We start from the raw sequence: 26,209 nt of genomic DNA on the forward strand, positions 1-26,209 counted from the left end.
ATGATTGGGTTGATGAAAGTAATGATTATTGATGATGAACCTAATATACGTGAAGGTCTTAAAACATTAATTGATTGGGAAAAGCTTCATTGTACCTTGATTGGTGAGGCACAAAATGGAGTGGAAGGGATTGATAAAATCCTTCTTCTTAAACCAGATTTAGTCATTGTGGATATTAAGATGCCTGAAATTGATGGCATTCAACTAATTGAAACAATTACAAGAAAAGAGATACCGGCTAAATTCATTGTATTAACCGGATATAGGGATTTTGATTATGCTAAGAGAGCTATGGAGTGTCAGGTGAATCACTATATCCTAAAACCGATAGATGAAGTAGTATTAGCGCAAAAAGTTAGTGAAATTCATGACTGCTGGTATAATGACAAGAAAAATCAGATTGTTTTAAATCAACAATGTCAGCTTTCCAAAGAACAAATTATTAAGTATTTGGTAATGGGTTATGAAGGGTTGGACACTTATGTATATAGAGATTCTAATTATGAAGAATTAAATCAATGGTTCCATCTGGAGCTGCCCTGGAATTCCTATACGGTTTTATTAATTGATACCATAGAGAAAGGTCTTAATTTCCCGGAAAGGGCTTTGTTGAAACAGCATTTGAAGAAATTATCCGATTACAAGGTGTTTTTTGAAACAGAAGGATTAATAGGGATTTTAGCAAAAAACAAGAATTTTGAAAAACACAATGGAAGCCTTGAATGTATAAGAAAGTGGATTGCTATGGAACTCCATAAAGAAGCTATTATAACGGTGGGGCTTAATGTGAATGAATTAAGTGAAGTAAATAGCTCCTATGCATATGCCAAATATCTTATGGATCATCGCTTCTTATATGGTAATCAGACTATCTTACATAAAAAATTAATCCACCAGCAGCAAAATAAAGAACTTAGCACCCAATATGAGGAAGATACGGAATTAAAGTTATATCAGGCTGTTTGTACCAATCAACAGAATCAAGTGAATAATCTTTTAGAAGGAATGCGGTGTTATATGGAGACAAGCGGGTGGGATTCGGAAAAAATAAAAGCTTTCTATTTGCATGTTTACGTAAGTGTCATGACCTCTTTGGTTGAACACCAGCATGGGTTACTGGAGCGGGAATTCTTAAACCCTAAGGTATTTGAAGCCTTTTATCAGCAGTCCAATCTTTTTAAGCTGCATGGATTTATTAAATATCAATTTCTTACCATCTGTGGATATATTGAGGAAATGAAGCCACAGAATACTCTTGGGAAAGTAATTGACTACATTAAGCATCATTACCAGGAAGACCTTAAAATTGAAGCATTAGGCAAACTTTTTCATTATAGCAGCAACTATTTGGGGAAACAGTTTAAAAAAGAAACCGGCCAGTCTTTTAATTCCTTTGTAGATGAATTGCGATTAAAAGAAGCACAAAACTTATTAAAGAATTCAGAATTAAAAATATATGAGATATCCCAAATAACAGGTTTTCGTGATCCTGATTACTTTACCGCAAAATTCAGAAAACTAACCGGATTATCTCCCACAGATTACCGGGCAGAACTCAAGGATCTTCCATCGTAATAGACGGTGTTTGGTAACAAGCAGTATCTCATAAAGTCATGATTATTCCCTTATTTTTAGGGAATTAATAGCGAATTATTAAGGTGTCCTTTGGACACCTTTTTTTGTATAATGAATCAAAAGGTAAATGGAGGAAGTTGTAATGACCGGGAATCAGGAATTAATGTCTCATAAAAAATCTTTTGTCAGAACCATTATAAAGCAAAGATATTTGATTTTAATGGTATTGCCTTTTCTTATATGGATTATAGTTTTTAAATATCTGCCTCTTTGGGGGTGGCTGATGGCTTTTCAGGATTATAAACCCAAGGCAGGTGTAGGGATTTTTGGCTATCCATTTGTGGGACTAAAACATTTTATAGAATTGTTTCGTGATCCGATGTTTTACAATGTAATGCGAAATACCTTGGCTATGAGTTTCTTACAGCTCCTATTCGGATTCCCCCTTCCAATTCTTTTTGCAATTCTGTTAAATGAAGTAAAAAGCATTCGGTATAAAAAGATCGTTCAAACAAGTACCTACCTTCCACATTTTGTTTCCTGGGTAATTGTTGCGGGAATATTTACAACTCTTCTTTCAGGAGATGGGATAATAAATGAGATACTGCTATTTATCGGTGCCATTAAGGAACCAATATCGTTTTTAGCATTGCCAAAATGGTTTTGGGGAATTTGTACAAGTGCTGAAATCTGGAAGGAGTTAGGTTGGAATTCGATTATCTTTCTGGCAGCAATTACAGGTATTGACCCTACCCTTTATGAAGCGGCAAAGGTGGACGGGGCAAGCCGGTGGCAGTCAATAAGACATATTACGTTACCGGGGATTACCGGTACAATTCTGGTTATCTTAGTTTTAGATATCGGCTGGATAATCAGTATTGGATTTGAAAAACAATACCTACTGGGGAATTCATTGGTACAGGATTATTCAAAAGTTCTGGACTTATATATACTTGATTATGGTATAAAATTAGGCCGCTACTCCTTTGGTACGGCAATAGGTATATTTAAATCAGTGGTCAGTATTATATTGCTTTATTGTGCCAATCAACTTGCAAAAAGGTGGAAAGGTCAAACGGTCATTTAACTCAAAGGAAAGTAGAAAAGAAAGTTTTTAAACCGGTAATTTGTTCTGATGCACCAAGCAGCTACTGTTATTAAAATGTGCTAAAGTGCTGGAAACGGGGGGAATATGTTGTCTGGAAAGAAGCGTAAAAGGAAGGTAAGATTTAAAGACAAAGCGGTGGATGGTTTGATTATGTTTATTCTCCTGCTTATTGTAATCGTAACGGTTTATCCCTTTTTAAATGTTTTGGCAATATCATTTAATGATGCCGGCGATACAATAAAGGGTGGTATTCATATTATTCCAAGAGTCTTTACACTAAGAAATTATCAAGAAGTTTTTAAAGATCCTATTCTTATTACTGCATTTATAAATTCTGTGATTCGTACTTTTATAGGTTCAGGACTTGGGGTAATAAGTACCATGATGGTGGCTTATGTAATTAGCAGAAAGGATTTTTTCGCTAGAAAAGTAGTAGCTAATATATTTGCAATAACCATGTACATTAGTGGTGGCATGATACCAGAATTCTTACTCATTAAAAAGCTGGGAATGATTAATTCTTTCTCCGTTTATATTGTTCCGGGAATTATAGGGGTTTATTATATCTATATTGTGCGTTCGTTCATCGATGGTTTGCCAACCGCACTACAAGAAGCTGCATGCATTGACGGGGCCAATGATTTGCAGATATTTACCCGGATTATATTACCTTTATGTAAACCGGTAATGGCTACAATCGGATTGTATTATGCAGTGTCTCATTGGAATTCATGGTTTGACACCTATATATATAATAGCGGTGCACCTAAATTAACCACTCTTCAGTATGAATTGATGAAAGTGCTTAATAATTCCAATACTGCGGCATCCGGGCAGGTGTTGATGATGAAAAAACATTTGCAGACAGCACAGACAGTATCTCCGCAGTCCATACGTATGGCAATCACAATCGTTGCTACTTTGCCTATTCTGGTAGTATATCCTTTTGTACAAAAATATTTTGTAAAGGGTATGACCTTAGGGGCAGTCAAGGATTGATTGTATAAATATATCATGTTAAATGGAGGGAAGGATTATGTTAGGTTCTATGAAAAAGGTATGGAAGCTCTGTTTATGTTTTATCTTACTTATCACCCTTTTAAGTGGATGCGGTAAAGATAAAACAAGTAAGGAAACTACATTGGAACAGTCTCAGGAAGATAAGACGCCGGTCACATTTACTTATTGGAGTGCAGATACAACAGCAGGACAAATGGATGATAGTTATAAAAGTCCGGTATCTCAAAAAATTAAGGAATTAACAGGGGTTACATTAGAGAAAGAATTCGCAATTGGAGATCCAAGAGAAAAATTATCCTTTATGGCAGCCAGTGGGGAATATCCGGATTTCATTTATGCTTTGGAGTATTCTAATATAATCGTGGATGCAGGAGGATTTGTAAAATTAGACGACCTAATTGAAAAACATGGTCCTAATATTAAGAAATTATATGGAGATGATTTAACACGCTTAAGATACAGTATTGATGACCCATCTATTTATTTTTTGGGGCTACCTACGGTTGATGAAATCAGATATGAACCAGAGACAGGTTTTCAGATTCAATACGCAGTTTTAAAGGAATTAGGATTTCCTAAGATGGAAACCTTGCAGGACTATGAAGAGGCAATTAAAACTTATATAAGTAAATATCCTGAAATTGAAGGCAAACCTACTATTGGTTTATCTTTATTAGCGGATGATTGGCGTATTAAGATTTCGGTGACTAATCCGGCTGTTTTTGCCACAGGCGGGCCTGATGATGGTGAATGGTATTATGATACAAAAAGCAAAAAGGCTCAAATCCATTTGACCCGTGATGATGAGAAAGAATACTTTAGGTGGCTCAATCATATGAATGATACCGGGTTATTGGATCCGGAAAGTTTCTTCCAAAAATATGATCAATATCAGGCTAAAATTGCAGAAGGACGTGTTTTGGCTCTGGCAGATGCAAAATGGGAATATGTTGATGCGGAACAGGCACTTGTATCGGCAGGAAAACCGGAAAGAGGTTATGGGGAATTTCCTCTCGTTTTAAATGATTCTTATACTTATGCTGATTTTAGACCGGTAGGTTACACCGGTGGCTATGGTGTTGGTATTAGCACCAGTTGTAAGGATCCTGTTGCAGCAATTAAATTCTTAGATTGGATGTGCTCTGATGAAGGGCAAATTTTAGCCCGTTGGGGTATTGAAGGTGAACATTATGATGTAGTGGATGGAAAACGTAAGTTTAATGATGAAACCTTTAATTCCTGGTCTCAGGATGTGGATTTTGCCACAAGAACAGGTATTGGTATCTATTCCTGGCCATGGCCGGGATATGGTCAGGGTGCCGTAGATTCCAATGGGGATTATTATAGTCCTGTATACAAACAAAGTATTATTGATACTTATACGGAACCGGAGAAAGAGACTTTGGCTGCTTATGGGGCAGAGACCTGGAAAGACCTTTACCCATCCGAAGAAGATTTTGAAGAGAGCCCATATGGTGTATTATGGCAGATTAATATTCCATCAGATAATGAAGCCACTGTAATCATGCAAAAATATGATGAAGTTACGGCAAAAAGAATTCCAGCAGCTGTTCTTGCAAAACCGGAAGATTTTGATGCTTTATGGGAGGAATATCAGGCAGAATTAAAATCTATTGGTATCGAAAAGCTGGAAGACGAATTTAATAAATTGATACAAGGAAAAATTGATCTTTGGAATAAAAATTAATTAATTATAAAATGGTGCTGTTGTAAAAATATATTGTTTTGCAACAGCACCTTCTATGGAAGCTAAGGATTGGGGATTAGAAGCCCGTGCCAAGGAGGAGATTTCTCTTAAATAAAGTCGATATTTAATATAGACACAATGAATGAAGTATGTGGTATAATTCGTAGTGAAGAAATGACTGCAATTGGGATTTTGCTTGATGATATTTCACCAAGAATTTGAAAGGATGATAAGATGAATAATTACTCAGGGCTTGTTCCAAGTCCTCAATTTTATGAGATAATGGATGGACTTTTTGCCATTACAGAAGATACGGTTATTAGTATTCAAGAAGAGAAGAACGAATATAAAAAATGGTTAATTGATTTAAAAGATAGTATATATAATGAAATTGGAGTACAGATTGTAATTGGTGCAATACCAGCAAAGGAAGGCAATAATATTATTTTAATGCAGGAAGAAGTAACTGCTGAATCAGAGGAAGCTTATGAACTTATTATCAGCCAGGATAGAATTATTCTCAAAGGACAATATAAAGGTTTATACTATGGGCTTAAGACTTTAAAACAACTGATTGTAAAATATAAAAATAAACTGCCGGTGATAACAATTAAAGATAAGCCTGCATTCAGCAATCGGGGCTGGATGATTGATATTACAAGAGGTAAGGTACCAAAGCTAGATTATCTGTTTGAGCTTGTTGATTTGGCTTCGGATTTTAAGGTAAATATGCTTCAGCTATATATAGAGCATACTTTCATGTTTCAGTTTACCTCAGAAATTAATGTGGGTAAGGACGGTCTAAGTGGAGAGGATATTATCGCACTGGATACTTACTGCAAGGAACACATGATTGAATTAGTACCTTGTATTGCTACTTTCGGACATTTATACGAGATTTTAAAAAGTGATTCTTATAAGCATTTATGTGAATATGAAGATTATCCAAATGAACCTTATGATTGGATGAAACGACAATTACATCATACACTTGACTGTACCAATCCGGAATCCATTGAATTGGTCAGAAATATACTTTATAATTTTGTTCCATTATTTAGTTCACCTATCGTAAATATCTGTGGGGATGAAACTTTTGATATTGGGAAAGAAAAGAATAAGGAACTGGCAGAGCAAACAGGGGCTGCAAAACTTTATGTTGACTTTTTAAAAAAAATCATGAGTATTGTAGAAGAACTAGGAAAGAAAGTCATGTTTTTTGGAGATATGATTATAAAACATCCGGAATATTTAGAAGAGATTCCGAAAGACGTGATATGCATGAACTGGAATTATGACCCCGAGGTTACAGAAGCTGATACACATACTTTTATGAAAGCCGGTGTTATCCAATATGTATGCCCTGGTGCCATAGGATGGAACAGAGCTCTGAATGATTATGAGGGAGCCTTTCAGAATATAACCAAACTTATCCGATATGGAGAAAAATATAAAGCTGGTGGTGTACTTGTAACAGATTGGGGAGACTTTGGCAGTATTAACTTATTAAGCACTTCCCTGCCGGGCTTAATCCTTGGGGCAGCAATGTCTTGGAATCCAAAAGCTTCAAATTGTGATTCTCTTCAAAGCTACCATGAGGCAATCTGCCCATATCTGGGCTATGAGAATATGAACCACCTTAACCTGCTTACCCTTCTTACAGACATATCTAATAAAATGCATATTACCTGGGAACATTTAATGAAGTGGTATTATGACGTTTCTTTCGGAAATGTCTCTTATGGAGATACTCATGATTTTATTGAGGGACCGGATTGTTTATTTTTTAGAACGACCATGGAAGAGGTGGATAATTTATTAGATAAATTGGAAGATTATAAAGGTATGGTATATAGCAAACTAAATTTCTCAAGAAGGAGAGATTTGGAGGAAGCAGTTCATATGGCAAAGTTGGTAAAACTTTGGGAGCATGCTGGCCTGATGATTAAGAAATTCTATTTTGAGCCAGAAGAGCAAAAAAATTTAGATGATCAGGAGTTAAGAAATGAAGCTATAAATTTAGCTGCTCAATTAGAAAAGTGGTTCATAAGGTATGAAAAGCTATGGAGAACTCGCAATAAAGAGAGCGAGTTGTATCGGATCCGGGAGGTGATGGTTTCCTTGTGCCATTATTTAAGAGAGCCGTGGATATATCAGCACAAATAGATTCATTTTGTGGATGAAGCAGTATTGTGGACGGAAAAGTGATACATTCCATGGCTTTATATAAGGCCCTTCATGAAAAAGACCTTGTAACTTGCAAGTTATTGTGCTAAGATACATAAGCCGAAATTAAATATACAGTGAGGTATAAATATGCATAAAGACTTAAAAGTGAATAGGATATTTAGAATTATAGCCGGGATGTATTTGATTTACTTATCAACATCTTTATGGCGTGAACTGGATACATCAGGCAACAAAACAGTAGGTATTGCATTTATTATATTATTTGTAATTGTAGGAATCACTTTGATTATACTTTCAGCTAAAGACTTAGCTAATATGAAACGAGAAAATGAAGAAGAAACGGAAGAATTAACGGAAGAAATACCAGATGAACCTACTGTTGAAAGTATTGAAGAAAAAGACGATACAGAGGATTCAGATACTACTATTGCAAAGGATTATGATACTGCAGAAGACATTGCTGATGCCAATGGAGAAGGCAATGCAGAACCGGAAAGAGATGCTTCCGATGAGGCTGCAGATGACAGTTCAGACATTAACACAATAGACAATATAAAAAATTATACTCAGGATTAAATAATTTTTAAGTGAATATGTGATGTAAATACAGCAAAACTGGATTTAGAAAAATACCGGTTACAATAAAAGAAATTCTATTGTAACCGGTATTTTTATGGTTCTTTGACAAGAGTTAGGGCGGGGTTCTTTGAATTGGAATTATCAGGATATAAAATGTTTTGTACTTTAAATTCTTATCATAAAAATAATCATTTAAAACCAGTATATAAATTGACTTTACAGCCCTGTAATAGTAACATAGAAGTATAGGTTTTACGTATAAAATAATGACTATACAAGGGAGAGATTCGATGAAATTAGTGAATTTTGGTTCGTTAAATTATGACTACGTTTATGGTGTGGATCATATGGTTTTACCGGGAGAAACCTTGTCTTCTGACAGCATGGAAACTTTTTGCGGAGGTAAAGGTCTTAACCAGTCTATAGCTTTAGCAAGAGCGGGAGTTTCTGTTTATCATGCGGGAATGGTAGGAGAAGAAGGAGATATTCTCATTGAAAAGTGTAAAGAGAATCAGATTGATTGTCGTTTTATTGCCAAGGTGCAGGGAAAAAGCGGACATACCATCATTCAGGTAGATAAGAACGGTCAAAACAGTATTCTTTTATTCCCTGGATCCAATGGAAAAAACACCTTAGAACATGTGGAAGAAGTTCTTGATTATTTTCAAGAAGGAGACATGATTCTACTGCAAAATGAAATTAATTTATTAGACAAAATTATTGATAAGGCGTATGAAAAGAAAATGAAGATTGTACTGAATCCTTCACCTTTTAATGAAAAAGTAAAGGCTTGTGATTTAAGTAAAGTTTCCGTATTTTTAATGAATGAAATTGAAGGCTATCAAATTACCGGAGAAAAAGAGCCGGAGAATATTCTGAATGTGATGGAATGTATATATCCGAACTCAGAAGTAGTGTTAACTTTAGGCAAAGACGGTGTTACATACAGTGGAAATGGAAAGCGATACTTTAGAGAAAGTTTTAAAGTAAAAGCAGTGGATACAACCGCAGCAGGTGATACTTTCACCGGTTACTTTTTAGCCTCTATTATAGAAGAAAAGTCCATAGAAGAAGCACTTAAAATTGGTTCTTTTGCAGCTTCTATAGCGGTAACCAGAAAAGGTGCTTCCAGCTCTATTCCTGCAAAAGATGAAGTAGAAAATCGTCTCATGTAAGATTAACGGTTTTTCTATGTTTTACTGTCGAAGAAAGCTGAAATTCGCGATATTTTCAAGCTTTCAAAGGGTTCCTATTCTACACAATATGTGCTAATATTTTTTTATACAAATGATTTTTTGTATACGGATGAGAAGGAGTAGGAAAGGAGAAATCCATGGTAAAGCATCAGAAGGCGAAGTCATTGTTTCTAATGGAGATAAAATACCGATGGATCACTTACTACCAGAGGAAAATCAATAAAATGTTAGAAAACGGAATTTCATTGAATCATCCTCAATTAGTAAGTACATATAGTAAATATGAGAAGCATGTTTACAAAATATTCGAAATGAAAGAACAGTTCGAAAAAGAGACAAATGAGAAAATAGTTTTTTATCAAAATTTTGCACCTGTTAAGGAGAAAACAGGAGTAATGGACGTTGTCATGGGAACCATTAAAGGGTCTCTATTCCTTTAATGTTCCAAATTCATAACAGACTTGATTTCTGGAAGTCTTAAGAGTATCGGCATTAATATGATAGATATTATAATACCGAATATATTTTGTACGATATTGAAAAGGATGCCGGCTGCAGCAGTGGCTACTCCGTATCCCATAAAATACCCTTCAAAGATAAAATATCCCGAAGTTACAATAATTCCACCGCAAATACTTGCAACAATGACAGATATGATTCTATTCTTTTTATTGTTGAAATGACGGGATAATACTTGATATATATAATACCCTGTAATGGCTGCAAGTCCTTTTATAATAAAGGTAGCCAGTGCAAAACTGGTATATCCAGATAAAAGGTCAGCTAGCATAGAGCCAATACCGGCAGCGGCTCCTCCATATATGGGGCCAAGAATCATACCTGATACAAGTACGATGCCATCTCCGATATGGATATATCCAACCGGTGATGGGAATTGAATTATCATAGTTGCGATACATGTCATTGCGGCCATTAGTGCTGCGATGACTAATTTTTTTGTCTTTTTTAAATACATGTTAACCTCGATTCCAGCGTTTTAACGCTTTCCATTTTTATTCGATTACTCATTCTTGTAGATACTATAAAACAGTTTTGGCATTGTTAAAAGTGCCAAAATAGATATTTTAAAAAGAGCCAGTTTTCAAAGCCGTTGAACTTGACACAAAAAAGTTATTGTGTTACACTTTCTACGAAACAAGGGGAGCCTGATGAATTAGGCTGAGAGTAAACTACTACAATGTTTTAACCCTGAAGTGTATAACTTCGTACCTGATCCGGATAATGCTGGCGTAGGAATGTATATAATGTCTCCGCATATAGTTTATGAATGTGAATTGTATTTTGGATATATACGAAACCTTTCCGGTAACCGGGAAGGTCTTTTTGTTTTAATGATGAAAAATAAGGAGGACACAAAATGAACGCAAATGTAGCAATTCAAGTTTTACCACAAGTAGAGAGCACGGAGGAAGTAATTCGTATTGTAGATGAGGTAATTGCCTATATTAAAAGTACGGGTTTGAATTATTATGTAGGACCTTCTGAAACAGCTATTGAAGGTGATTATGATCAATTAATGGAAATTATAAAGAACTGTCAGTTAATTGCAGTGAAAGCAGGAGCGCCAAAAGTATCTGCTTATGTAAAGATAAGTTTTGCGCCGGAGGGTGGTGTACTAACCATTGATCAAAAAGTTACAAAGCATCATCAATAAAGTATCTCCAGTACTGGCCATAACAATTATATTAGGGGTATGGCAGTTTTTATCAGGCACCGGTATTGTTCCCAAGTTTATGCTGCCTTCCCCGGCGGATGTAGTTAAAGCTTTCTTTAAAGATTTTAATCTTCTGATGTATCATGCAAAAACTACGTTAGTGGAAGCTTTTTTAGGATTATCTATGGGAATTTTACTCGGATTTATAGTTGCCGTTATTATGGATAGGTTTGAGATAGCTTATAAAGCCATATATCCTGTATTGATTATTACACAAACGATTCCTACGGTAGCCATTGCACCTTTACTGGTATTATGGCTGGGTTATGGAATATTACCTAAGATTTCTTTAATTATTATTACTTCATTTTTCCCAATCACAATTGGGTTATTAGATGGTTTTAAATCAGCGGACCCGGATGCCTTAAACCTTTTAAAAGCAATGGGTGCAACAAGAATGCAGCGGTTTGTTCACATAAAATTACCAAGTTCCATCAGTAATTTTTTCTCGGGACTTAGAATTTCGGTATCCTATTCAATTATAGGTGCGGTGGTGGCTGAGTGGCTGGGAGGATTTAGCGGACTTGGTGTATATATGACAAGGGTAAGGAAATCCTATTCCTTTGATAAAATGTTTGCAGTTATTTTCTTTATCTCTATTATCAGTTTATTACTTATGATGGGCGTCAGTCTGCTCCAAAGAGCAGTAATGCCTTGGGAAAGAGGTAAGACCGGCAGTACAGAATAAATGTGCCGGGTTACGGCGTATAATGAATACAGAATAAATGTGCCGGTTTACAGCGTATAATGAATCAGAAAGGAACTAAGTATCTCATCTGCCTGCAGATGGGATACAATGGGTGTAAGAATGAAAAAGAATCTCTTTAAAATATTAGTAACCGTATTCTTAATTTTTGCGTTAACAGCGTGTTCAAACAATGCAAAAGAGGAGAAAACAGAAGACATTAAAACAGAAACTGGTAAATCAGAAGATGCTTCAAAAGAAGAATCAACCAATGATAAAAAAGAAAAAATTCGTGTAGTACTTGACTGGACACCGAATACAAATCATACTGGTTTATATGTTGCACAGGCAAAAGGATTTTTTGATGCTGCCGGACTGGAAGTAGAAATTATGCAGCCACCAGAAGGCAGTACAACTGCATTGGTAGGAGCAGGAGGAGCAGAATTTGGTATTAGTTTTCAAGATACTGTAGCACCTACATTTGCATCGGATAATCCAATGCCGGTTACAGCCGTAGCGGCCATTATCCAGCATAATACTTCCGGTATCCTATCTTTAAAGAAATCAGGAATTGATACCCCAAGTAAAATGGTCGGTCATAATTATGCTACATGGGATTCACCCATAGAGCTGGCAATTATTAAGAAAGTAGTGGAAGATGACGGGGGAAACTTTGAAGATGTTAAGTTAATACCTAATACAGTAACAGATGTAGTGACTGCACTTCAAACAGATATTGATTCTATATGGGTTTACAGAGCATGGGATGGTATGGCAGCAGAAGTGGCAGGTTTGGATACAAATTATTTAAACTTCGCGGATTATGGAATCGAACTGGATTATTATAGTCCAATTCTCATTGGAAACAATGAATACCTTCAAAATAACAAAGAAACGACCAAAAAGTTCTTAGATGCGGTAAGACAAGGTTATGAATACGCTATTGAAAATCCCAAGGATGCAGCCGATATTCTAGTTACAGCTGTACCGGAACTTGATCCGGTATTAATAACCAAGAGCCAGGAATGGTTGGCAGGTCAGTATAAAGCAGAAGTAGAACAATGGGGTTACATTGATCCTGTAAGATGGGATGCTTTTTATGCCTGGCTGTATGAAAACCAATTAATTGAAAAAGAAATCCCGGCCGGCACTGGTTTTACTAACGATTTCTTAACAAAATAATAAAATCATTTAATAAACACTTATTTTTATAAAACCGGATACGAAGAAGGGCAGAAGCTGCTTTTTCGTATCCGTATATGTATACTAGAAAGGAAATATTCCATGGATAAGCTGACCGCAAATCATATTTCAGTAAGCTATGATGGTGTAAAAATCATAGAAGATATCTCAATCGAATTACATAATGGTGAAATTGTATGCCTTCTGGGTGTAAGCGGCGCAGGAAAGACAACTTTATTCAATGTTATATCCGGTTTATTAAAGCCGGATACCGGTAAGGTTGAATTGGATGGAGCAGACATTACAGGTAAAGCCGGTAAGGTAAGTTATATGCTGCAAAAGGACTTGTTATTGCCTTTTAAAACCATTGTGGACAATGTATCCCTGCCTCTTATTATCGGCGGTTTAAAAAAGACAGAAGCCAGAGCAGCTGCTTCAAAGTATTTTGAAGAATTCGGTCTTGCAGGCACCGAGAAGAAATATCCCCATCAACTATCAGGTGGTATGAGACAGCGTGCCGCCCTGCTTCGGACCTACCTTTTCTCTGATAAAGTAGCTCTGTTAGATGAACCTTTCAGTGCACTGGATACCATAACAAAAAGTAGTATGCATGAATGGTATTTATCGGTTATGGAACAGATTAAACTGTCCACCTTATTTATTACACATGACATAGATGAAGCCATTCTGTTGTCAGACCGTATCTATATGATGACTGGAAAACCAGGTAAGATTACGGAAGAAATTAGAATAGAGGAACCCAAACCCAGAAGCAAGGAATTTGTGGTAAGCGAAGAATTTATGAATTATAAGAAGCAAATTCTAAAGATATTGAAAGAATCTTAATAACCAGAGAATTTTAATCAACTTAATATGAAGCCAGATGTAGGAATTATAAAATGCTGGAAATATTTCATTATTAAGAGTATACTTATATAGGAAAATTCTTAGATAAAAAGGAAAGGATTCTATATGAACCATACTACAAATACTGATTTTAATACAAACATAAACCATACTGCATCAATTAGTTATGAAAGGGATGTCAACCCCGTATATCCGGTACTTACCATTGAGAGAGAAGAACAACTCAATCGATGTCCAAGGTTCTTAATCGATCAATATAAGTGGCCGAAAGAACGTGAGGTACAGGCCTATGGACAAATGGCATTGTTGAAAGATTATGGTTTACTTATATCAATGACTGCAATAGAAAATAATCCCTTAACCACTTATACTCAAGAAAATGATCCGGTTTATAGAGACAGTGCTATGGAAGCTTTTCTAAACTTTGCAGGAAAGGATTTAAGCGTTGGTTATTTTAATTTTGAAATGAATTCTTACGGTGCTATGCTTAGTGGCTTTGGACCGGTAGGAAACCGTAAAAGGGTAAAAGAGATTACAGAGTTTAGAGCCATATGTATCGCTAAAAAAGAGAAGGATTCCTGGAGCATTCTTTTAAAGGTACCAATGGAACTTATTTGCGATGTATATAAAATTCCAGCACTAAAATCAGGTGACCAATTTACCTGTAATTTCTATAAGATAAGCGAGGATCCTTCTGTAGAACATTATGGAAGCTTTGCTCCGATTACAAACCCAAAACCTAATTTTCATTTACCACAGTTTTTTGCGAATGCAAAAATCTTGTAATTGGAACTGTGTATATTAGATATTATTTCAGAAATAAGATTATTATGAAACTGTCATTCCCACAAGCGTTTAGCATAACTGAATTTTAGAGTTAAAAAGTCTAAGATGAGATTCTTTAACTTCAAATTCAGTTCAAGTGTATATGCTCCCGGAATGGCAGTTTATTATTTTGTGACAAATTCTTTTACCTCTTTTTGGTTGAAAATTATCAAATATGTTTATTGACAATCAACTATGGGTATACTATAATTATTGCAAATGATTTGCAATAAGGAAAATTGAGTTTTAAATTCCTTCAGCCAAAGATTTGCGCTGTATGCAAAATCTCTAGACTTTGAAAGGAGCATAGCTATATAAATGAAGAAAAAACTAATTGCCATATTAGGAATTATGTTAATAATCGTAATCGGTACTGCTTTCGTTACCGCAGCTACAAGGAAAGAAGCAAGAGATGAGGAAAAGCTGACTATTGTTACTTCCTTTTACCCTATGTATATATTAGCTAAGAATCTAACCCAAGGAACTAATGTAGATGTAGTTAATCTTACAGAATATAAAACCGGATGTTTGCATGATTACCAATTGACAACCTCGGATATGAAAAAGTTAGAAAATGCGGATATCTTTATTATGAACGGCGGAGGAATGGAAAGTTTTATGGAAGACATTCTGAAATCTTACCCGAATCTGCCCATTATTAATGCAAGTGAAGATATTACCTTTTTAACAGCAGAAGAACATCATCATGAGGAAGTGGAAACTGAAGACAGCCATGAGGGGGAAACAGAAGATCATCATGAAGGTGAAGAGTATAATGCCCATGTATGGCTTAATATGGACTATTACTTGAAAGAAATAAAGAATGTGCAGGAAGGTTTGGCAAAGCTTGATTTGGAGAATGCCAAAACCTACGAAGAAAATGGTACAGAATACAGTAGTAAAATTGAAACCTTAAAAAATGAGTTAGAAACGACTTTGGACGATGTAAAGGAAAAGAAAATTGTTATTTTCCATGATTCTTTTGCTTATTTAGCACAAGAACTAGGTTTGGAAGTAATTCACACAGTAAATCTGGATGGTGAAACCGCACTAAGTGCCGGAGATATTGCAGAAGTTATAGACGAAGTGAAAGAACATCAGGTGAAGGTTTTATTCACGGAGGAACAATACAGTACTTCCATTGCAGAAAATATTGCATCAGAAACAGGTGCAAAAGTATATGTTGTTGATTCTTTAGTAACCGGAGATATGGATAATGACAGTTATCTAAATGGAATGAGACAGAATATGGATGTATTAAAGCAGGCATTATTAAATCAGTAATGTATCAAATTGAACCCAAAGACATTCTCCAAGGCGGAAGTTATGTCGGGGGACAAGGTTTCTGTCGTTATTAAAAAGTACGGAATCGGGGTAAGAATGAAGATGAATCGTGTTAACAATAAATCCAAGAATTTAGAAAAAGATAATAAACCAGGGGAAAAGTTTACCCACTCCCCTAAGGTTAGGAAGAAGGCCACTTGGAATGAGCCCCACGCCGCATGTGGCCTTCATTGTATTAAAACTAAAGATATTACAGTAAAGATAGGCGATAACACCATTATTGAAGATATTAACCTTCATATTCATTGCGGCAGATTGACTGCCATTATCGGAAGAAATGGCGCCGGTAAATCTACTTTAATGAAAGCTATATTAGGTGAGGTTAAACATGAGGGTACTATAACCTTTGAAGATATTAAGAATAATCAAATGGCAGATTTGAAAGTGGGATATGTTCCCCAGCATTTAAATATAGCGAAGAACACTCCCACCAGTGTTTATGATCTATTTGCATCTTATATTTCCGATTCACCGGTATTTTTATTTAAGAAGAAAAAAATATATGAGCAGATAGAAAAGCAATTAACTGTTTTTCGTGCACAGGACTTAATTGACAAGCAAGTTTGTGATTTATCCGGTGGAGAATTACAAAGAGTACTTTTGTCTATTGCCATTACACCGGTTCCTAATCTGTTGCTGTTAGATGAGCCAATTTCGGGCATTGACCGCAATGGAATGGAATTATTCTATGAGAATATCGGTAATCTGAAAAAGAACTATGATTTAGCAATTATTATGATTTCTCATGATTTTGAATTTGTTCAAAAATATGCGGATCATGTTATATTGCTGGATAGAACCATTAGAATGGAAGGTACCCCGGAGGAGGTCCTTTCCAGTGAAGAATTTAAGAATACCTTTGGGATAATACAGCCAACGGGTAACGGGAGCTTAGTATAAGTATGGAGAACATATATAATATATTAGAATCATTATTACCTTTTAGTTGGATTACCTATGATTTTATGAAAAATGCATTTTTGGCAATCCTGATTATAACTCCTTTATTTGGAATCTTAGGAACCATGATCGTGAATAATCAAATGGCTTTCTTTTCTGATGCATTAGGCCATTCTGCTTTAACCGGAATGGCAATTGGAATTATATTTGGCATTCAGGATACCAATTTATCAATGGTTCTTTTTGCGGTGATATTTGCCTTATTATTAAATAAAATAAAAAGAAGAAAAACAGTATCAACGGATACGGTAATCTCTGTTTTTGCTTCTTTAAGTACGGCAATCGGCTTAGTTATTTTATCCAAAGGCGGTAACTTCTCAAAGTATTCCAGCCTATTAGTAGGTGATATATTAAGTATAACACCCAAAGAAATATTTTTGCTATTGTTTATATTCATAGTGACCTTAGTTTTCTGGTATGGTGCTTTTAATAAACTCCATGCAATCAGTGTAAATGAAACATTAGCAAGGAGCAAACGCATTAATTGTTCCTTCATTGACAACCTGTTTGTTGTGATTATTGCTCTTATTGTTATGCTTTCCATCAAATGGGTGGGAATACTGATTATTAATGCGCTATTAATCCTGCCAGCAGCAGCAAGCCGGAATATATCCTCCAACATGAGAGAATATCATCTTTTCTCAGTATTAATCTCAGTTTTCTCAGGAATACTTGGATTGATTTTATCCTACTATAATAATTCGGCAACGGGGCCCACCATTGTTATTATAGCCTCTGCTATATTCTTTTTGACTTTAGTATGTAAGCCTTACTTAAAATAGTAATATAACTCTTAAATTAATTAAAATAAAACATAACCCCAAGAGAGGTTTTGACTTAGACTCTTGATATATGTAACCTATCGCGATCATTACATTAGCGATAGGTTTTTTATATTTAATTTTAAGGTCACTTCATAACATGTTTCAAACTATTTGTTGAATTCTCCAGATGAATTAGCATTTAGAATATATTGCCATATTTAACAAAATATGCAGAGGCATTTCAAAAAGATTATGAAGAACTAAAAGATGAGTGGTTGAATTATTTGGAAAGATAAAACTAAACAATTTCTTAAGATTGGAAAACCCATTTACATGGTAATTTTTTGTGGGTATAATATTATTAAGACACAAAATTTTTATTATGAGGAATGGAGAAAAACTAATGAAGAATTGGATTGTTTATCTTAAGATTACGCTAAATCTGGTACTCTTTGTACTTGGAATATTATTTCTTGTTTTCATTGTTCCGCCTTTCATTCGGTTTTTTATGCCTTTTTTTATAGGTTGGATTATCTCTTTGATAGCCAATCCATTGGTTCGCTTTTTGGAAAAAAAGGTAAAAATAATAAGAAAGCATGGAACTGCCATTATTATTATAGCTGTTATTCTTATAGTAATTGGGGCACTGTCTGCAGTTACTTATTTCATAGGAAAAGAAGCAGTATCCTTGACCAGAGATTTGCCACATATATATGAGAGCCTGGAAGTGAAGTTTGAGCAATTATCTGCTAATTTAAATGGACTCTATAAAGTTTTACCTTCCTCTGTTCAGGACTTTGTGGATAAATTCAGTGTTAGCTTGTCGCAATATGGAGAATCACTTTCCAAGTCTGCTCCAATTACCATAAGCAGGGCAGGTAATTTGGCTAAAAATGTAATGGAAGGCTTTTTAATGACCATTATTACCATTTTGTCAGCGTATTTCTTTACTGCGGAGAGAGATAACATTATTCGTGAAGTAAAAAGATTCATACCTAAAACACTGGGAAATTATTATAGTTTGGTAGTGGAGAACTTTAAAACTGCAGTTGGTGGGTACTTTAAAGCGCAATTTAAAATTATGTTAGTTATAACGTTTATTATTTTTATTGGATTTGAAATATTGAGAATTGATTATTCTTTTTTACTTGCTATTGGCATTGCTTTTTTGGATTTTCTTCCGTTTTTTGGAACAGGAGCAGTATTTTGGCCTTGGGCTTTGATCGATGTTTTGGTAGGAAATTACTCCCAGGCAATTTTCCTTATGATTATGTATTTAATTTGTCAAATTGTAAAACAAATATTACAGCCAAAGATGGTGGGAGACAGTATCGGACTTAATCCACTGACAACACTAATATTTATGTTTATTGGATATCGGTTTATGAATGTATTTGGAATGATTATTGGTATACCCATTGGAATGGCTGTGGTAAGTTTATACAAATTAGGCTTATTTGATACTTTAATAAAGGGAGTAAAAATTATTGTTAACGATATAAATGAATTTAGAAAGTTTTAAAGAGATATTTATAGTGTCGATTAATACTAAAATATATTTTAAAACGAAATTTAACTAAAATAAAAAGGAATTTTATGGTTTCGTGGTTGACCAAAGTAGAAAAATTATATATCATATCCTATAACATCAAAGTATAGGCGCGAATATAAAAGTTTTTATACTGGAGGTTTATACCATGAGAGAAACTGGTTTACAAACTACTTCTGTAGCTATTATTTCTGTTGAAGAAATTAGGGGAATTCTAGATAATTTTAATATAGGTAAAAAACCTTTATCAAAATTATTGGGCTGGGGAGAAACTACCATAATACGTTATATTGAAGGTGATGTTCCTACTTTGGAATATTCTAATAAACTAAAAACAATTGCTAATGACCCCTACTATTATTTGGATATTTTAACCCGTAACAAGGACAATATTACCGGTGTCGCTTTTAATAAAAGCAAAAAGGCTGTCTTGACTAAGATTATGGAGACAAAGCTTAGTCTGGTAACACAGTATATTATAAATCTGACAGAAGGAGAAGTTTGTCCTTCTTATATACAGTGGCTGCTTTATTATTCACAGGCATTCTCCTTGGCTTTGTATGATAAAGAGTTATTTGAAGAGGACTATATTATAAATTTTAATTATGTACCTTATCCCGATGTCTATAATAAATTAAAAAAGCACGGTATTAACTTTTTAGAAATAGATATGAGCCGCTTAAAATCAGAGGAGACCAAACTAATTGAAAGAGTAGTGGAGTATTTTTCGTGGTATGGAACAAAAGCCTTGAAAGCATTACATACCTATGAGCGAACTTTATTAAGAATATCCAGAGATAAAGATAGCAACAAAGTCGTATCAAAAGAAGCAATTAAAAATTACTTCAAGGAAGTTCTCAGTTATTATAATATATACAGTCTCAATGAAATATACCGGTATCCGGATCAGAGAATTAATTTAATAAGAGACTTGTAAGCTGGGTTGGATAAGAAGATATAAAGAAAACAAAACAATAGTATATTATTTTAAATAATATATAGAAGATTGCAAATGCGAGTCTATTTTATGTAGATACTTTTGTAATCTCATAAAGAAATAAAAGGTAGAGAATTCATGAATTCTCCTAAATAAACTGACCTTGGAATCGTTCATAGGAACAAGATTCTTCGCCTTTCCTTATTCAATTTTTTATCGTTGATAGTATTTCAATAACGATAAATTACTGCCGGAAAAAATAATCGCGTATAACAATATATTATTAAAAAATTGTTATACGCATAATTAACAGTTGATAATAATCAAAGTCAAAATATTATTTTTAATAATAAATTACTTTTAATAATGAATTACTTTTAATAATGAATTACTTTTAATAATAAACTACTTCTAATAATAAATTACTTCTAATAATAAATTACTTCTAATAATAATTACTTCTAATAATAAATTACTTCAATAATAAATTATCTTCTAATAATAAATTATATCTGATAATAAATCATTTTTAATATTAACATTTCCGATATTAAATTATTTTTGATAAACATGATATTTCGTCTCAAATCGAATTGGTTTATAGGATAGTTTCGATTTTCTAAGTCCTTCCTGACCTAAATCATCTTCTCTGTTGACAATCTGTGCATCAGGGAAAGAATGCACTAAAAATTGTTGATTAATGTAGTTATATAAGCCAGGAATGTTGATATTTGCTTTTTCAATGTGAATAAAAGCACACGCTATATCCGGAGCATAACTGCCAATGGAATAGGCCTGTAATTTACCATCTACATAAACCCCTCCCATTCTGGTATCAAAAAAGCCGCAATTACGGAAGACATTATGAATTCCATTTTCTTCACTTCGAATACTGTTATGCTTATCTTCATAATCCCTGTTTTCTAACCATTTATCATGAAAATCTTCAATTTCTTTAATGTTTGAACAGTCAAGAACTTTATATTCATAATGTCCTTCATATTTTTTCATAAAGGAATTTACATGATTTTTCTTCTTGTGATAGGTCTTACCGCTCAAAGTCCTTAGTTTTTGTGCATCATAAATATAATCATAACTATCTCTGTCATCTACAACCTTAAATTCTTCTTCGAATCCGGGAATGGCTTTTATAGTTTCAAGAAAAGTCTGATCAATCAGGTACATGTTCAATGGCTTGTTTAAAACCGTATTCCAATATTCTTTCACCATAGTAAATACCATGGGAATATCCTCTTCTTTACACAATGGCATCATGGGAAAGAATCCTTTCTTCTCCCCGGTAACGCACATTAAAAAGGTATCATTACAATAGTAATGTGTATCATAATAATCCTGCCAAATGTATTGGTTGACAAATTGGCGTTCTGAGAGATAGACCGGTCTTAAATTTGCGTAGGATTGAAACTTTGCGCCATCAGTGATCGAGAACTTCTTAAATTCCATATCCACAAAATTACCTCCCTTACTATTTATCACTATTTTGGCTGTTTCTTTTCGCCCTCATACGTAGTGTTGGGTCTAATATTTTTTTACGCATTCTTAAATTAGTTGGTGTTACTTCCAGCAGCTCATCTGTTTCAATGAATTCAAGAGCCTGCTCTAAACTTAATACTCTAGGCGTAGTAAGTCTTAAGGATTCATCGGAACTGGATGATCTTGTATTGGTTAGCTGTTTTCTCTTACATACATTTACTTCAATATCTTCTGCTTTTCCATTTTGCCCAACAATCATACCGGAGTAAACTTTTTCACCAGGACCAATAAATAAGGTACCACGTTCCTGGGCATTAAATAATCCATAAGTTATTGCCTCACCGGTTTCATAAGCAATTAAGGAACCTTGTTTCCTGTATTGAATGTCGCCTTTATATGGGCCATAACCTTCAAATATGGTATTTAATATACCATTACCCTTGGTATCGGTCATGAATTCTCCACGGTATCCTATCAGTCCTCTGGCGGGAATTAAGAATTCTAATCTGGTATAACCGCCGCTTCCATTTGCCATGCCTTGAAGTTCACCTTTTCTTTGGCTTAACTTTTCAATAACATTGCCGGAAAATTCGTCGGGTACGTCGATATAAGCTCTTTCGATTGGTTCTAATTTCTTACCTTTATCGTCGTATTTATAAAGAACTTCTGCTTTACTTACGGCAAATTCATAGCCTTCACGGCGCATATTCTCAATTAGTACGGATAAATGTAATTCACCACGCCCAGAAACTTTATAACATTCAGTGGTCTTTGTTTCTTCTACACGAAGGCTTACATCGGTATTCAATTCTCTAAACAATCTATCTCTTAGATGTCTGGAAGTTACAAACTTACCTTCCTGGCCTGCAAATGGGCTGTCATTTACGAGAAAGTCCATAGCAATAGTCGGTTCAGAAATCTTCTGGAATGGGATTGGTTCAGGATTCTCTGGTGAGCAGATGGTATCACCGATGTGAATATCAGGAATTCCGGATATAGCCACAATAGCACCTATGGTTGCCTCATTTACTTCAACTTTTTTCAAGCCTTCGAATTCATATAGTTTACTTATTTTTACTTTTTGGCTCTTATTGGGATCATGAGCATTTACTAAAACAACTTCTTGATTCACTTTAATGGTACCGTTATCTACTTTACCCACACCGATACGGCCTACATACTCATTATAATCGATGGTACTGATTAATACCTGAGTGTTTGCATCCGGATTTCCTTCCGGAGCGGGAATGTAATTAATAATTGTTTCAAATAAAGGCTGCAAGTTCTCGGGAGCATCATCCATTTCAAGTACAGCAACACCTTTCTTGGCAGATGCATATATAAAAGGACTGTCTAATTGTTCTTCGGAAGCATCTAGGTCAATAAATAATTCCAGCACTTCGTCTATAACTTCTTGAGGTCTTGCCTCCGGACGATCCATTTTGTTAATACAAACGATAACCGGTAAATTTAAATCCAGAGCTTTTCTAAGAACGAATTTGGTTTGAGGCATAGCTCCCTCAAAAGCATCTACTACTAATACAACACCATTTACCATTTTTAATACTCGTTCTACTTCTCCTCCGAAATCGGCATGTCCAGGAGTATCAATAATATTAATCTTTACTCCATTATAGAAAACGGCAGTGTTTTTTGCCAGTATAGTAATTCCACGTTCTCTTTCAATATCGTTAGAGTCCATGACTCTATCTTGTACAACCTGATTGGAACGAAAAGTACCGCTTTGCTTTAGCAGCTCATCTACCAAGGTTGTTTTACCATGGTCAACGTGGGCTATGATTGCAATGTTACGTATATCTTCTCTTTTCATTATAAAAAATCCTTCCTATTGGGTTAAACTTATTAATACCCAAAAATGTATATGATATAAATTAAGTTTTCTACATTATATTACAAAAAATACAAAAGAAATCTAACTTAACTATTGTAACACAAAAGTGAAAATTTACAAGCAGTTTCCTAGCTTTCGGTAAATTTTTATCAAAATGTTGCTTTACCTACGTTTACAATACAATTAATTAGGGAATATTAAAATAATATATATAATTTTTCAAGTTTTTATTCTAAAAAGTACATTTCCTGCATACATATATTAGTGGATAATAATTTATCTTGAATTCAAGACAATAAAGTGTTGGGGTACCAATCGATATTGTACAGAACAGGATTAAGAGAAGGGAGTCATACGATATGACAGATAAAGTATTTGATAACAATCAAGTAAGTATTGCAGGAGAGGTTGCAGGCGATTTTGTATTCAGCCATGACGTATTTGGGGAAGGGTTTTACGTTTTAGACGTAGCCGTAAGTCGCTTAAGTAATTCCAATGATATCATTCCAATTATGATATCAGAACGTCTGATAGACGTAAAACAAGATTTAAAGGGCAAATATGTAGAAATAAATGGCCAGTTTAGATCTTATAACCGTCATGAGGACAACAAGAATCGTTTGGTTTTATCAGTGTTTGCAAGAGAAATCAGAGTATGTGAAGAAGATATGGAGGGCGCGAGGCCTAATTATATCTTCCTGGATGGTTTTGTTTGTAAACAGCCAGTTTATCGAAAAACTCCTTTGGGAAGGGAAATTGCAGATATTCTGCTTGCCGTTAACCGTCCTTATGGAAAATCAGATTACATTCCTTGCATCTGTTGGGGCAGAAATGCAAGATTTGCGGAAAATTTCACGGTTGGCGGTCATATCCAAGTATGGGGCAGAATACAAAGCAGAGAATATCAGAAGAAGATTGGTGAAAATGATTTTGAAAAGCGGGTGGCTTATGAAGTATCCGTTAGTAAATTAGAGTATTTAGAAGAATTTTAACATATATAGAAGGACACTTTATTAAAGGAAGGAAGTACATCATAAGTAATCAGTGTAGGATTTCCCTATGCGTACATATGGTGTACTTCTTTTCGCTTTTGCTGTTTATATAACTTTGTATTGACAACCTATATACATAATGCTATGATGTAGGCAATAAATACAGAATTGAATAAAGTATTTGGTAGAGGCGCATCTTTTAAGACTATATTACAGGATATGGCAGACATAGAGGATTGTAATAGAAAGGAAAAGATGCCGAAATTAAGATAACTCTGCATTATCTTGGTTGGGCTTATGGTTAATAACTATATGACTGTCATCATATCTGATGGAGTGCTACCTAAAGAATGTCAAGCCAATATAACCATGGATCATAATGCAACCTGGTTTAAGGTGATACAATCCTATTCTTTAGTGTCGACTCATCGTCGGCTTTTTTTATGCATAAATTAGCAATTTCCACAGCATGAATCATTGGATAAGCTAATACCGTATAATATAACAATGAGAGCATTATTATTGAGACATCAAGCTCATTGAAATAGTCAAAGTCGGTTTCTTTCTATGAAAGTATGGTTAAATATTCATTAGAAGGCAAGGGTACAACTCGTAGATATGATACATATTAATTAGGAGGTGCCACATGGCAATTTTTAGAGGTGCTGGTGTTGCAATCATAACACCATTTAAAGAGAATATGGAAGTAAATTATGAAAAACTGGGTGAATTAATTGAGTATCAGATCGCAAACGGAACAGACAGTATTATAATCTGTGGAACAACCGGAGAAGCGTCTACCCTCACTCATGAAGAACATTTAGAATGTATTCGTTATACTGTGAATAAGGTAAATAAGCGTATACCGGTTATAGCAGGAACCGGCTCTAATTGTACGGAGACAGCGGTTTATTTATCAAAGGAAGCAGAAAAATATGGAGCGAATGGACTTTTGGTAGTAACACCATACTATAATAAAGCAACTCAAAAAGGTTTAATTGAGCATTATACAGATATAGCAAAATCAGTTGACCTGCCTATTATTATGTACAATGTACCGGGAAGAACTGGTTGTAATCTTCTCCCCAAAACAGTGGCACATTTAGTGAAAAATGTGGATAACATTGTTGGAATTAAAGAAGCTAGTGGAAATATTGCTCAAGTTGCCAGCTTAATGAGTTTAACGGAAGGAAATATAGATTTATATTCCGGTAATGACGATCAGATTCTTCCTTTATTATCCTTAGGCGGCTTAGGTGTTATCTCTGTATTATCCAATATTGCACCAAGAGAAACCCATGATATGGTTGCCAGATTCTTTGAAGGTGATATAAAAGGAAGCCGTGAACTTCAATTAAAAGCTATTCCATTAGTAGAAGCATTATTCTGTGAGGTTAACCCCATACCGGTTAAAACAGCCGCTAATTTAATGGGCTTTGAGACTGGAAGATTAAGAAAACCTTTATCAGATATGGAACCTGAAAACGAAGAAAAACTAATTAAGGCTATGAAGGAATTTGGAATACAGTTAGCATAAACTATTTGCAAAATTTCATATATTTTAGTAATATTAAGATTGTATAGTGGGATGCTGCAATCACTTTATCTAGAAAAGAGTCTGAATAGTTTTTCAGATGTAAATCGCAG

At 34.6% G+C, this 26,209-nt stretch carries 23 protein-coding genes and 1 riboswitch; of the genes, 20 read left to right on the forward strand and 3 right to left on the reverse strand.

The genetic code is table 11. The annotated features are described in order from the left end of the window. The 8 genes from RT261_RS01030 (at position 1) to RT261_RS01065 (ending at position 9,816) form a co-directional block, all read left to right on the forward strand. On the forward strand, positions 1 to 1,575 hold the full coding sequence (locus RT261_RS01030; protein ID WP_313128231.1) for a response regulator: 1,575 nt from the start codon (positions 1 to 3) through the stop codon (positions 1,573 to 1,575). 142 nt (positions 1,576 to 1,717) lie between these two features. Beyond that, positions 1,718 to 2,662 carry an ABC transporter permease gene (locus tag RT261_RS01035; protein WP_313128233.1) on the forward strand — a complete coding sequence of 315 codons (945 nt, stop codon included), beginning with the start codon at positions 1,718 to 1,720 and terminating at the stop codon, positions 2,660 to 2,662. A gap of 108 nt (positions 2,663 to 2,770) precedes the next feature. Further along, positions 2,771 to 3,682, forward strand: coding sequence for a carbohydrate ABC transporter permease (locus RT261_RS01040; RefSeq protein ID WP_313128235.1), 912 nt, complete (start codon positions 2,771 to 2,773; stop codon positions 3,680 to 3,682). Positions 3,683 to 3,719: 37 nt separating this feature from the next. Next, the gene (locus RT261_RS01045) at positions 3,720 to 5,411 is read left to right on the forward strand and encodes an ABC transporter substrate-binding protein (RefSeq protein ID WP_313128237.1); all 1,692 of its coding nucleotides are present in this window, start codon (positions 3,720 to 3,722) and stop codon (positions 5,409 to 5,411) included. Between the two features lie 234 nt (positions 5,412 to 5,645). After that, positions 5,646 to 7,577, forward strand: coding sequence for a beta-N-acetylhexosaminidase (locus RT261_RS01050; RefSeq protein ID WP_313128239.1), 1,932 nt, complete (start codon positions 5,646 to 5,648; stop codon positions 7,575 to 7,577). Positions 7,578 to 7,727: 150 nt separating this feature from the next. Next, positions 7,728 to 8,177, forward strand: a complete 450-nt coding sequence (locus tag RT261_RS01055) for a hypothetical protein (RefSeq protein ID WP_313128241.1) — start codon at positions 7,728 to 7,730, stop codon at positions 8,175 to 8,177. A gap of 293 nt (positions 8,178 to 8,470) precedes the next feature. Further along, complete coding sequence (locus RT261_RS01060) at positions 8,471 to 9,355, forward strand: ribokinase (protein ID WP_313128243.1); 885 nt, start codon at positions 8,471 to 8,473, stop codon at positions 9,353 to 9,355. A 158-nt stretch (positions 9,356 to 9,513) separates the two neighbouring features. Continuing rightward, positions 9,514 to 9,816: a hypothetical protein gene (locus RT261_RS01065; RefSeq protein ID WP_313128246.1), complete on the forward strand. Its 303-nt coding sequence runs from the start codon at positions 9,514 to 9,516 to the stop codon at positions 9,814 to 9,816. Here the strand turns inward: RT261_RS01065 and RT261_RS01070 are convergent. Further along, positions 9,813 to 10,352: an ECF transporter S component gene (locus RT261_RS01070; protein WP_313128248.1), complete on the reverse strand. Its 540-nt coding sequence runs from the start codon at positions 10,350 to 10,352 to the stop codon at positions 9,813 to 9,815. The two genes, RT261_RS01065 and RT261_RS01070, sit on opposite strands and share 4 nt — an antisense overlap. A 402-nt stretch (positions 10,353 to 10,754) precedes the next feature. On the opposite strand from RT261_RS01070, the gene RT261_RS01075 reads away from it, so the two are divergent. The 10 genes from RT261_RS01075 to RT261_RS01120 all read left to right on the forward strand — a co-directional run bounded on the left by RT261_RS01075 (position 10,755) and on the right by RT261_RS01120 (position 20,224). Further along, positions 10,755 to 11,051 (forward strand): thiamine-binding protein, encoded by a 297-nt coding sequence (locus RT261_RS01075; RefSeq protein ID WP_313128251.1) that lies wholly within the window; start codon positions 10,755 to 10,757, stop codon positions 11,049 to 11,051. Continuing rightward, positions 11,020 to 11,799 carry an ABC transporter permease gene (locus RT261_RS01080; RefSeq protein ID WP_313128253.1) on the forward strand — a complete coding sequence of 260 codons (780 nt, stop codon included), beginning with the start codon at positions 11,020 to 11,022 and terminating at the stop codon, positions 11,797 to 11,799. The genes RT261_RS01075 and RT261_RS01080 overlap by 32 nt, the downstream gene beginning before the upstream one ends. Positions 11,800 to 11,907: 108 nt before the next feature. Next, positions 11,908 to 12,978 (forward strand): ABC transporter substrate-binding protein, encoded by a 1,071-nt coding sequence (locus RT261_RS01085; RefSeq protein ID WP_313128256.1) that lies wholly within the window; start codon positions 11,908 to 11,910, stop codon positions 12,976 to 12,978. 102 nt (positions 12,979 to 13,080) lie between these two features. Continuing rightward, complete coding sequence (locus RT261_RS01090; RefSeq protein ID WP_313128259.1) at positions 13,081 to 13,824, forward strand: ABC transporter ATP-binding protein; 744 nt, start codon at positions 13,081 to 13,083, stop codon at positions 13,822 to 13,824. 126 nt (positions 13,825 to 13,950) lie between these two features. Then, positions 13,951 to 14,631: a carbohydrate-binding family 9-like protein gene (locus RT261_RS01095; RefSeq protein ID WP_313128262.1), complete on the forward strand. Its 681-nt coding sequence runs from the start codon at positions 13,951 to 13,953 to the stop codon at positions 14,629 to 14,631. A 357-nt stretch (positions 14,632 to 14,988) separates the two neighbouring features. Further along, positions 14,989 to 15,954: a metal ABC transporter substrate-binding protein gene (locus RT261_RS01100; protein ID WP_313128264.1), complete on the forward strand. Its 966-nt coding sequence runs from the start codon at positions 14,989 to 14,991 to the stop codon at positions 15,952 to 15,954. Positions 15,955 to 15,996: 42 nt separating this feature from the next. Continuing rightward, positions 15,997 to 16,914: a metal ABC transporter ATP-binding protein gene (locus RT261_RS01105; RefSeq protein ID WP_313128266.1), complete on the forward strand. Its 918-nt coding sequence runs from the start codon at positions 15,997 to 15,999 to the stop codon at positions 16,912 to 16,914. A gap of 2 nt (positions 16,915 to 16,916) precedes the next feature. Then, a complete protein-coding gene (locus tag RT261_RS01110; protein ID WP_313128268.1) occupies positions 16,917 to 17,756 on the forward strand; it encodes a metal ABC transporter permease in 840 nt (279 codons plus the stop codon). Positions 17,757 to 18,141: 385 nt separating this feature from the next. Then, complete coding sequence (ytvI, locus tag RT261_RS01115; RefSeq protein WP_313128270.1) at positions 18,142 to 19,260, forward strand: sporulation integral membrane protein YtvI; 1,119 nt, start codon at positions 18,142 to 18,144, stop codon at positions 19,258 to 19,260. 175 nt (positions 19,261 to 19,435) lie between these two features. Further along, entirely contained in the window at positions 19,436 to 20,224 is a 789-nt protein-coding gene (locus RT261_RS01120; protein WP_313128272.1) for a type II toxin-antitoxin system antitoxin SocA domain-containing protein, read from the forward strand. Between the two features lie 555 nt (positions 20,225 to 20,779). Here RT261_RS01120 and RT261_RS01125 read toward each other — a convergent pair. Beyond that, positions 20,780 to 21,688 carry a DUF2156 domain-containing protein gene (locus RT261_RS01125; protein ID WP_313128544.1) on the reverse strand — a complete coding sequence of 303 codons (909 nt, stop codon included), beginning with the start codon at positions 21,686 to 21,688 and terminating at the stop codon, positions 20,780 to 20,782. Between the two features lie 22 nt (positions 21,689 to 21,710). After that, positions 21,711 to 23,549: a translational GTPase TypA gene (gene typA, locus RT261_RS01130; protein ID WP_313128275.1), complete on the reverse strand. Its 1,839-nt coding sequence runs from the start codon at positions 23,547 to 23,549 to the stop codon at positions 21,711 to 21,713. Between the two features lie 380 nt (positions 23,550 to 23,929). Between typA and RT261_RS01135 the strand changes: the two genes are divergently transcribed. Continuing rightward, the gene (locus RT261_RS01135) at positions 23,930 to 24,562 is read left to right on the forward strand and encodes a single-stranded DNA-binding protein (protein WP_313128277.1); all 633 of its coding nucleotides are present in this window, start codon (positions 23,930 to 23,932) and stop codon (positions 24,560 to 24,562) included. A gap of 177 nt (positions 24,563 to 24,739) precedes the next feature. Continuing rightward, a riboswitch (Lysine riboswitch) is annotated at positions 24,740 to 24,912 on the forward strand. A 296-nt stretch (positions 24,913 to 25,208) separates the two neighbouring features. Then, positions 25,209 to 26,099: a 4-hydroxy-tetrahydrodipicolinate synthase gene (gene dapA / locus RT261_RS01140; RefSeq protein ID WP_313128280.1), complete on the forward strand. Its 891-nt coding sequence runs from the start codon at positions 25,209 to 25,211 to the stop codon at positions 26,097 to 26,099. Positions 26,100 to 26,209: the final 110 nt, after the last annotated feature.

It is taken from the genome of Anaerocolumna sp. (genome assembly GCF_032079385.1).
GTDB lineage: Bacteria > Bacillota > Clostridia > Lachnospirales > Lachnospiraceae > Anaerocolumna.

Excerpts from the sequence above, each read along its gene's own strand:
- RT261_RS01110 (WP_313128268.1), top strand. The coding sequence starts at position 16,917 with ATGGAGAACATATATAATATATTAGAATCATTATTACCTTTTAGTTGG.
- RT261_RS01070 (WP_313128248.1), bottom strand. The coding sequence starts at position 10,352 with ATGTATTTAAAAAAGACAAAAAAATTAGTCATCGCAGCACTAATGGCC.
- RT261_RS01105 (WP_313128266.1), top strand. The coding sequence starts at position 15,997 with ATGTCGGGGGACAAGGTTTCTGTCGTTATTAAAAAGTACGGAATCGGG.
- RT261_RS01055 (WP_313128241.1), top strand. The coding sequence starts at position 7,728 with ATGCATAAAGACTTAAAAGTGAATAGGATATTTAGAATTATAGCCGGG.
- typA (WP_313128275.1), bottom strand. The coding sequence starts at position 23,549 with ATGAAAAGAGAAGATATACGTAACATTGCAATCATAGCCCACGTTGAC.
- ytvI (WP_313128270.1), top strand. The coding sequence starts at position 18,142 with ATGAAGAATTGGATTGTTTATCTTAAGATTACGCTAAATCTGGTACTC.
- RT261_RS01100 (WP_313128264.1), top strand. The coding sequence starts at position 14,989 with ATGAAGAAAAAACTAATTGCCATATTAGGAATTATGTTAATAATCGTA.
- RT261_RS01085 (WP_313128256.1), top strand. The coding sequence starts at position 11,908 with ATGGGTGTAAGAATGAAAAAGAATCTCTTTAAAATATTAGTAACCGTA.
- RT261_RS01090 (WP_313128259.1), top strand. The coding sequence starts at position 13,081 with ATGGATAAGCTGACCGCAAATCATATTTCAGTAAGCTATGATGGTGTA.
- dapA (WP_313128280.1), top strand. The coding sequence starts at position 25,209 with ATGGCAATTTTTAGAGGTGCTGGTGTTGCAATCATAACACCATTTAAA.
- RT261_RS01050 (WP_313128239.1), top strand. The coding sequence starts at position 5,646 with ATGAATAATTACTCAGGGCTTGTTCCAAGTCCTCAATTTTATGAGATA.
- RT261_RS01125 (WP_313128544.1), bottom strand. The coding sequence starts at position 21,688 with ATGGAATTTAAGAAGTTCTCGATCACTGATGGCGCAAAGTTTCAATCC.
- RT261_RS01135 (WP_313128277.1), top strand. The coding sequence starts at position 23,930 with ATGACAGATAAAGTATTTGATAACAATCAAGTAAGTATTGCAGGAGAG.
- RT261_RS01060 (WP_313128243.1), top strand. The coding sequence starts at position 8,471 with ATGAAATTAGTGAATTTTGGTTCGTTAAATTATGACTACGTTTATGGT.
- RT261_RS01120 (WP_313128272.1), top strand. The coding sequence starts at position 19,436 with ATGAGAGAAACTGGTTTACAAACTACTTCTGTAGCTATTATTTCTGTT.
- RT261_RS01030 (WP_313128231.1), top strand. The coding sequence starts at position 1 with ATGATTGGGTTGATGAAAGTAATGATTATTGATGATGAACCTAATATA.
- RT261_RS01065 (WP_313128246.1), top strand. The coding sequence starts at position 9,514 with ATGGTAAAGCATCAGAAGGCGAAGTCATTGTTTCTAATGGAGATAAAA.
- RT261_RS01095 (WP_313128262.1), top strand. The coding sequence starts at position 13,951 with ATGAACCATACTACAAATACTGATTTTAATACAAACATAAACCATACT.
- RT261_RS01045 (WP_313128237.1), top strand. The coding sequence starts at position 3,720 with ATGTTAGGTTCTATGAAAAAGGTATGGAAGCTCTGTTTATGTTTTATC.
- RT261_RS01075 (WP_313128251.1), top strand. The coding sequence starts at position 10,755 with ATGAACGCAAATGTAGCAATTCAAGTTTTACCACAAGTAGAGAGCACG.
- RT261_RS01035 (WP_313128233.1), top strand. The coding sequence starts at position 1,718 with ATGACCGGGAATCAGGAATTAATGTCTCATAAAAAATCTTTTGTCAGA.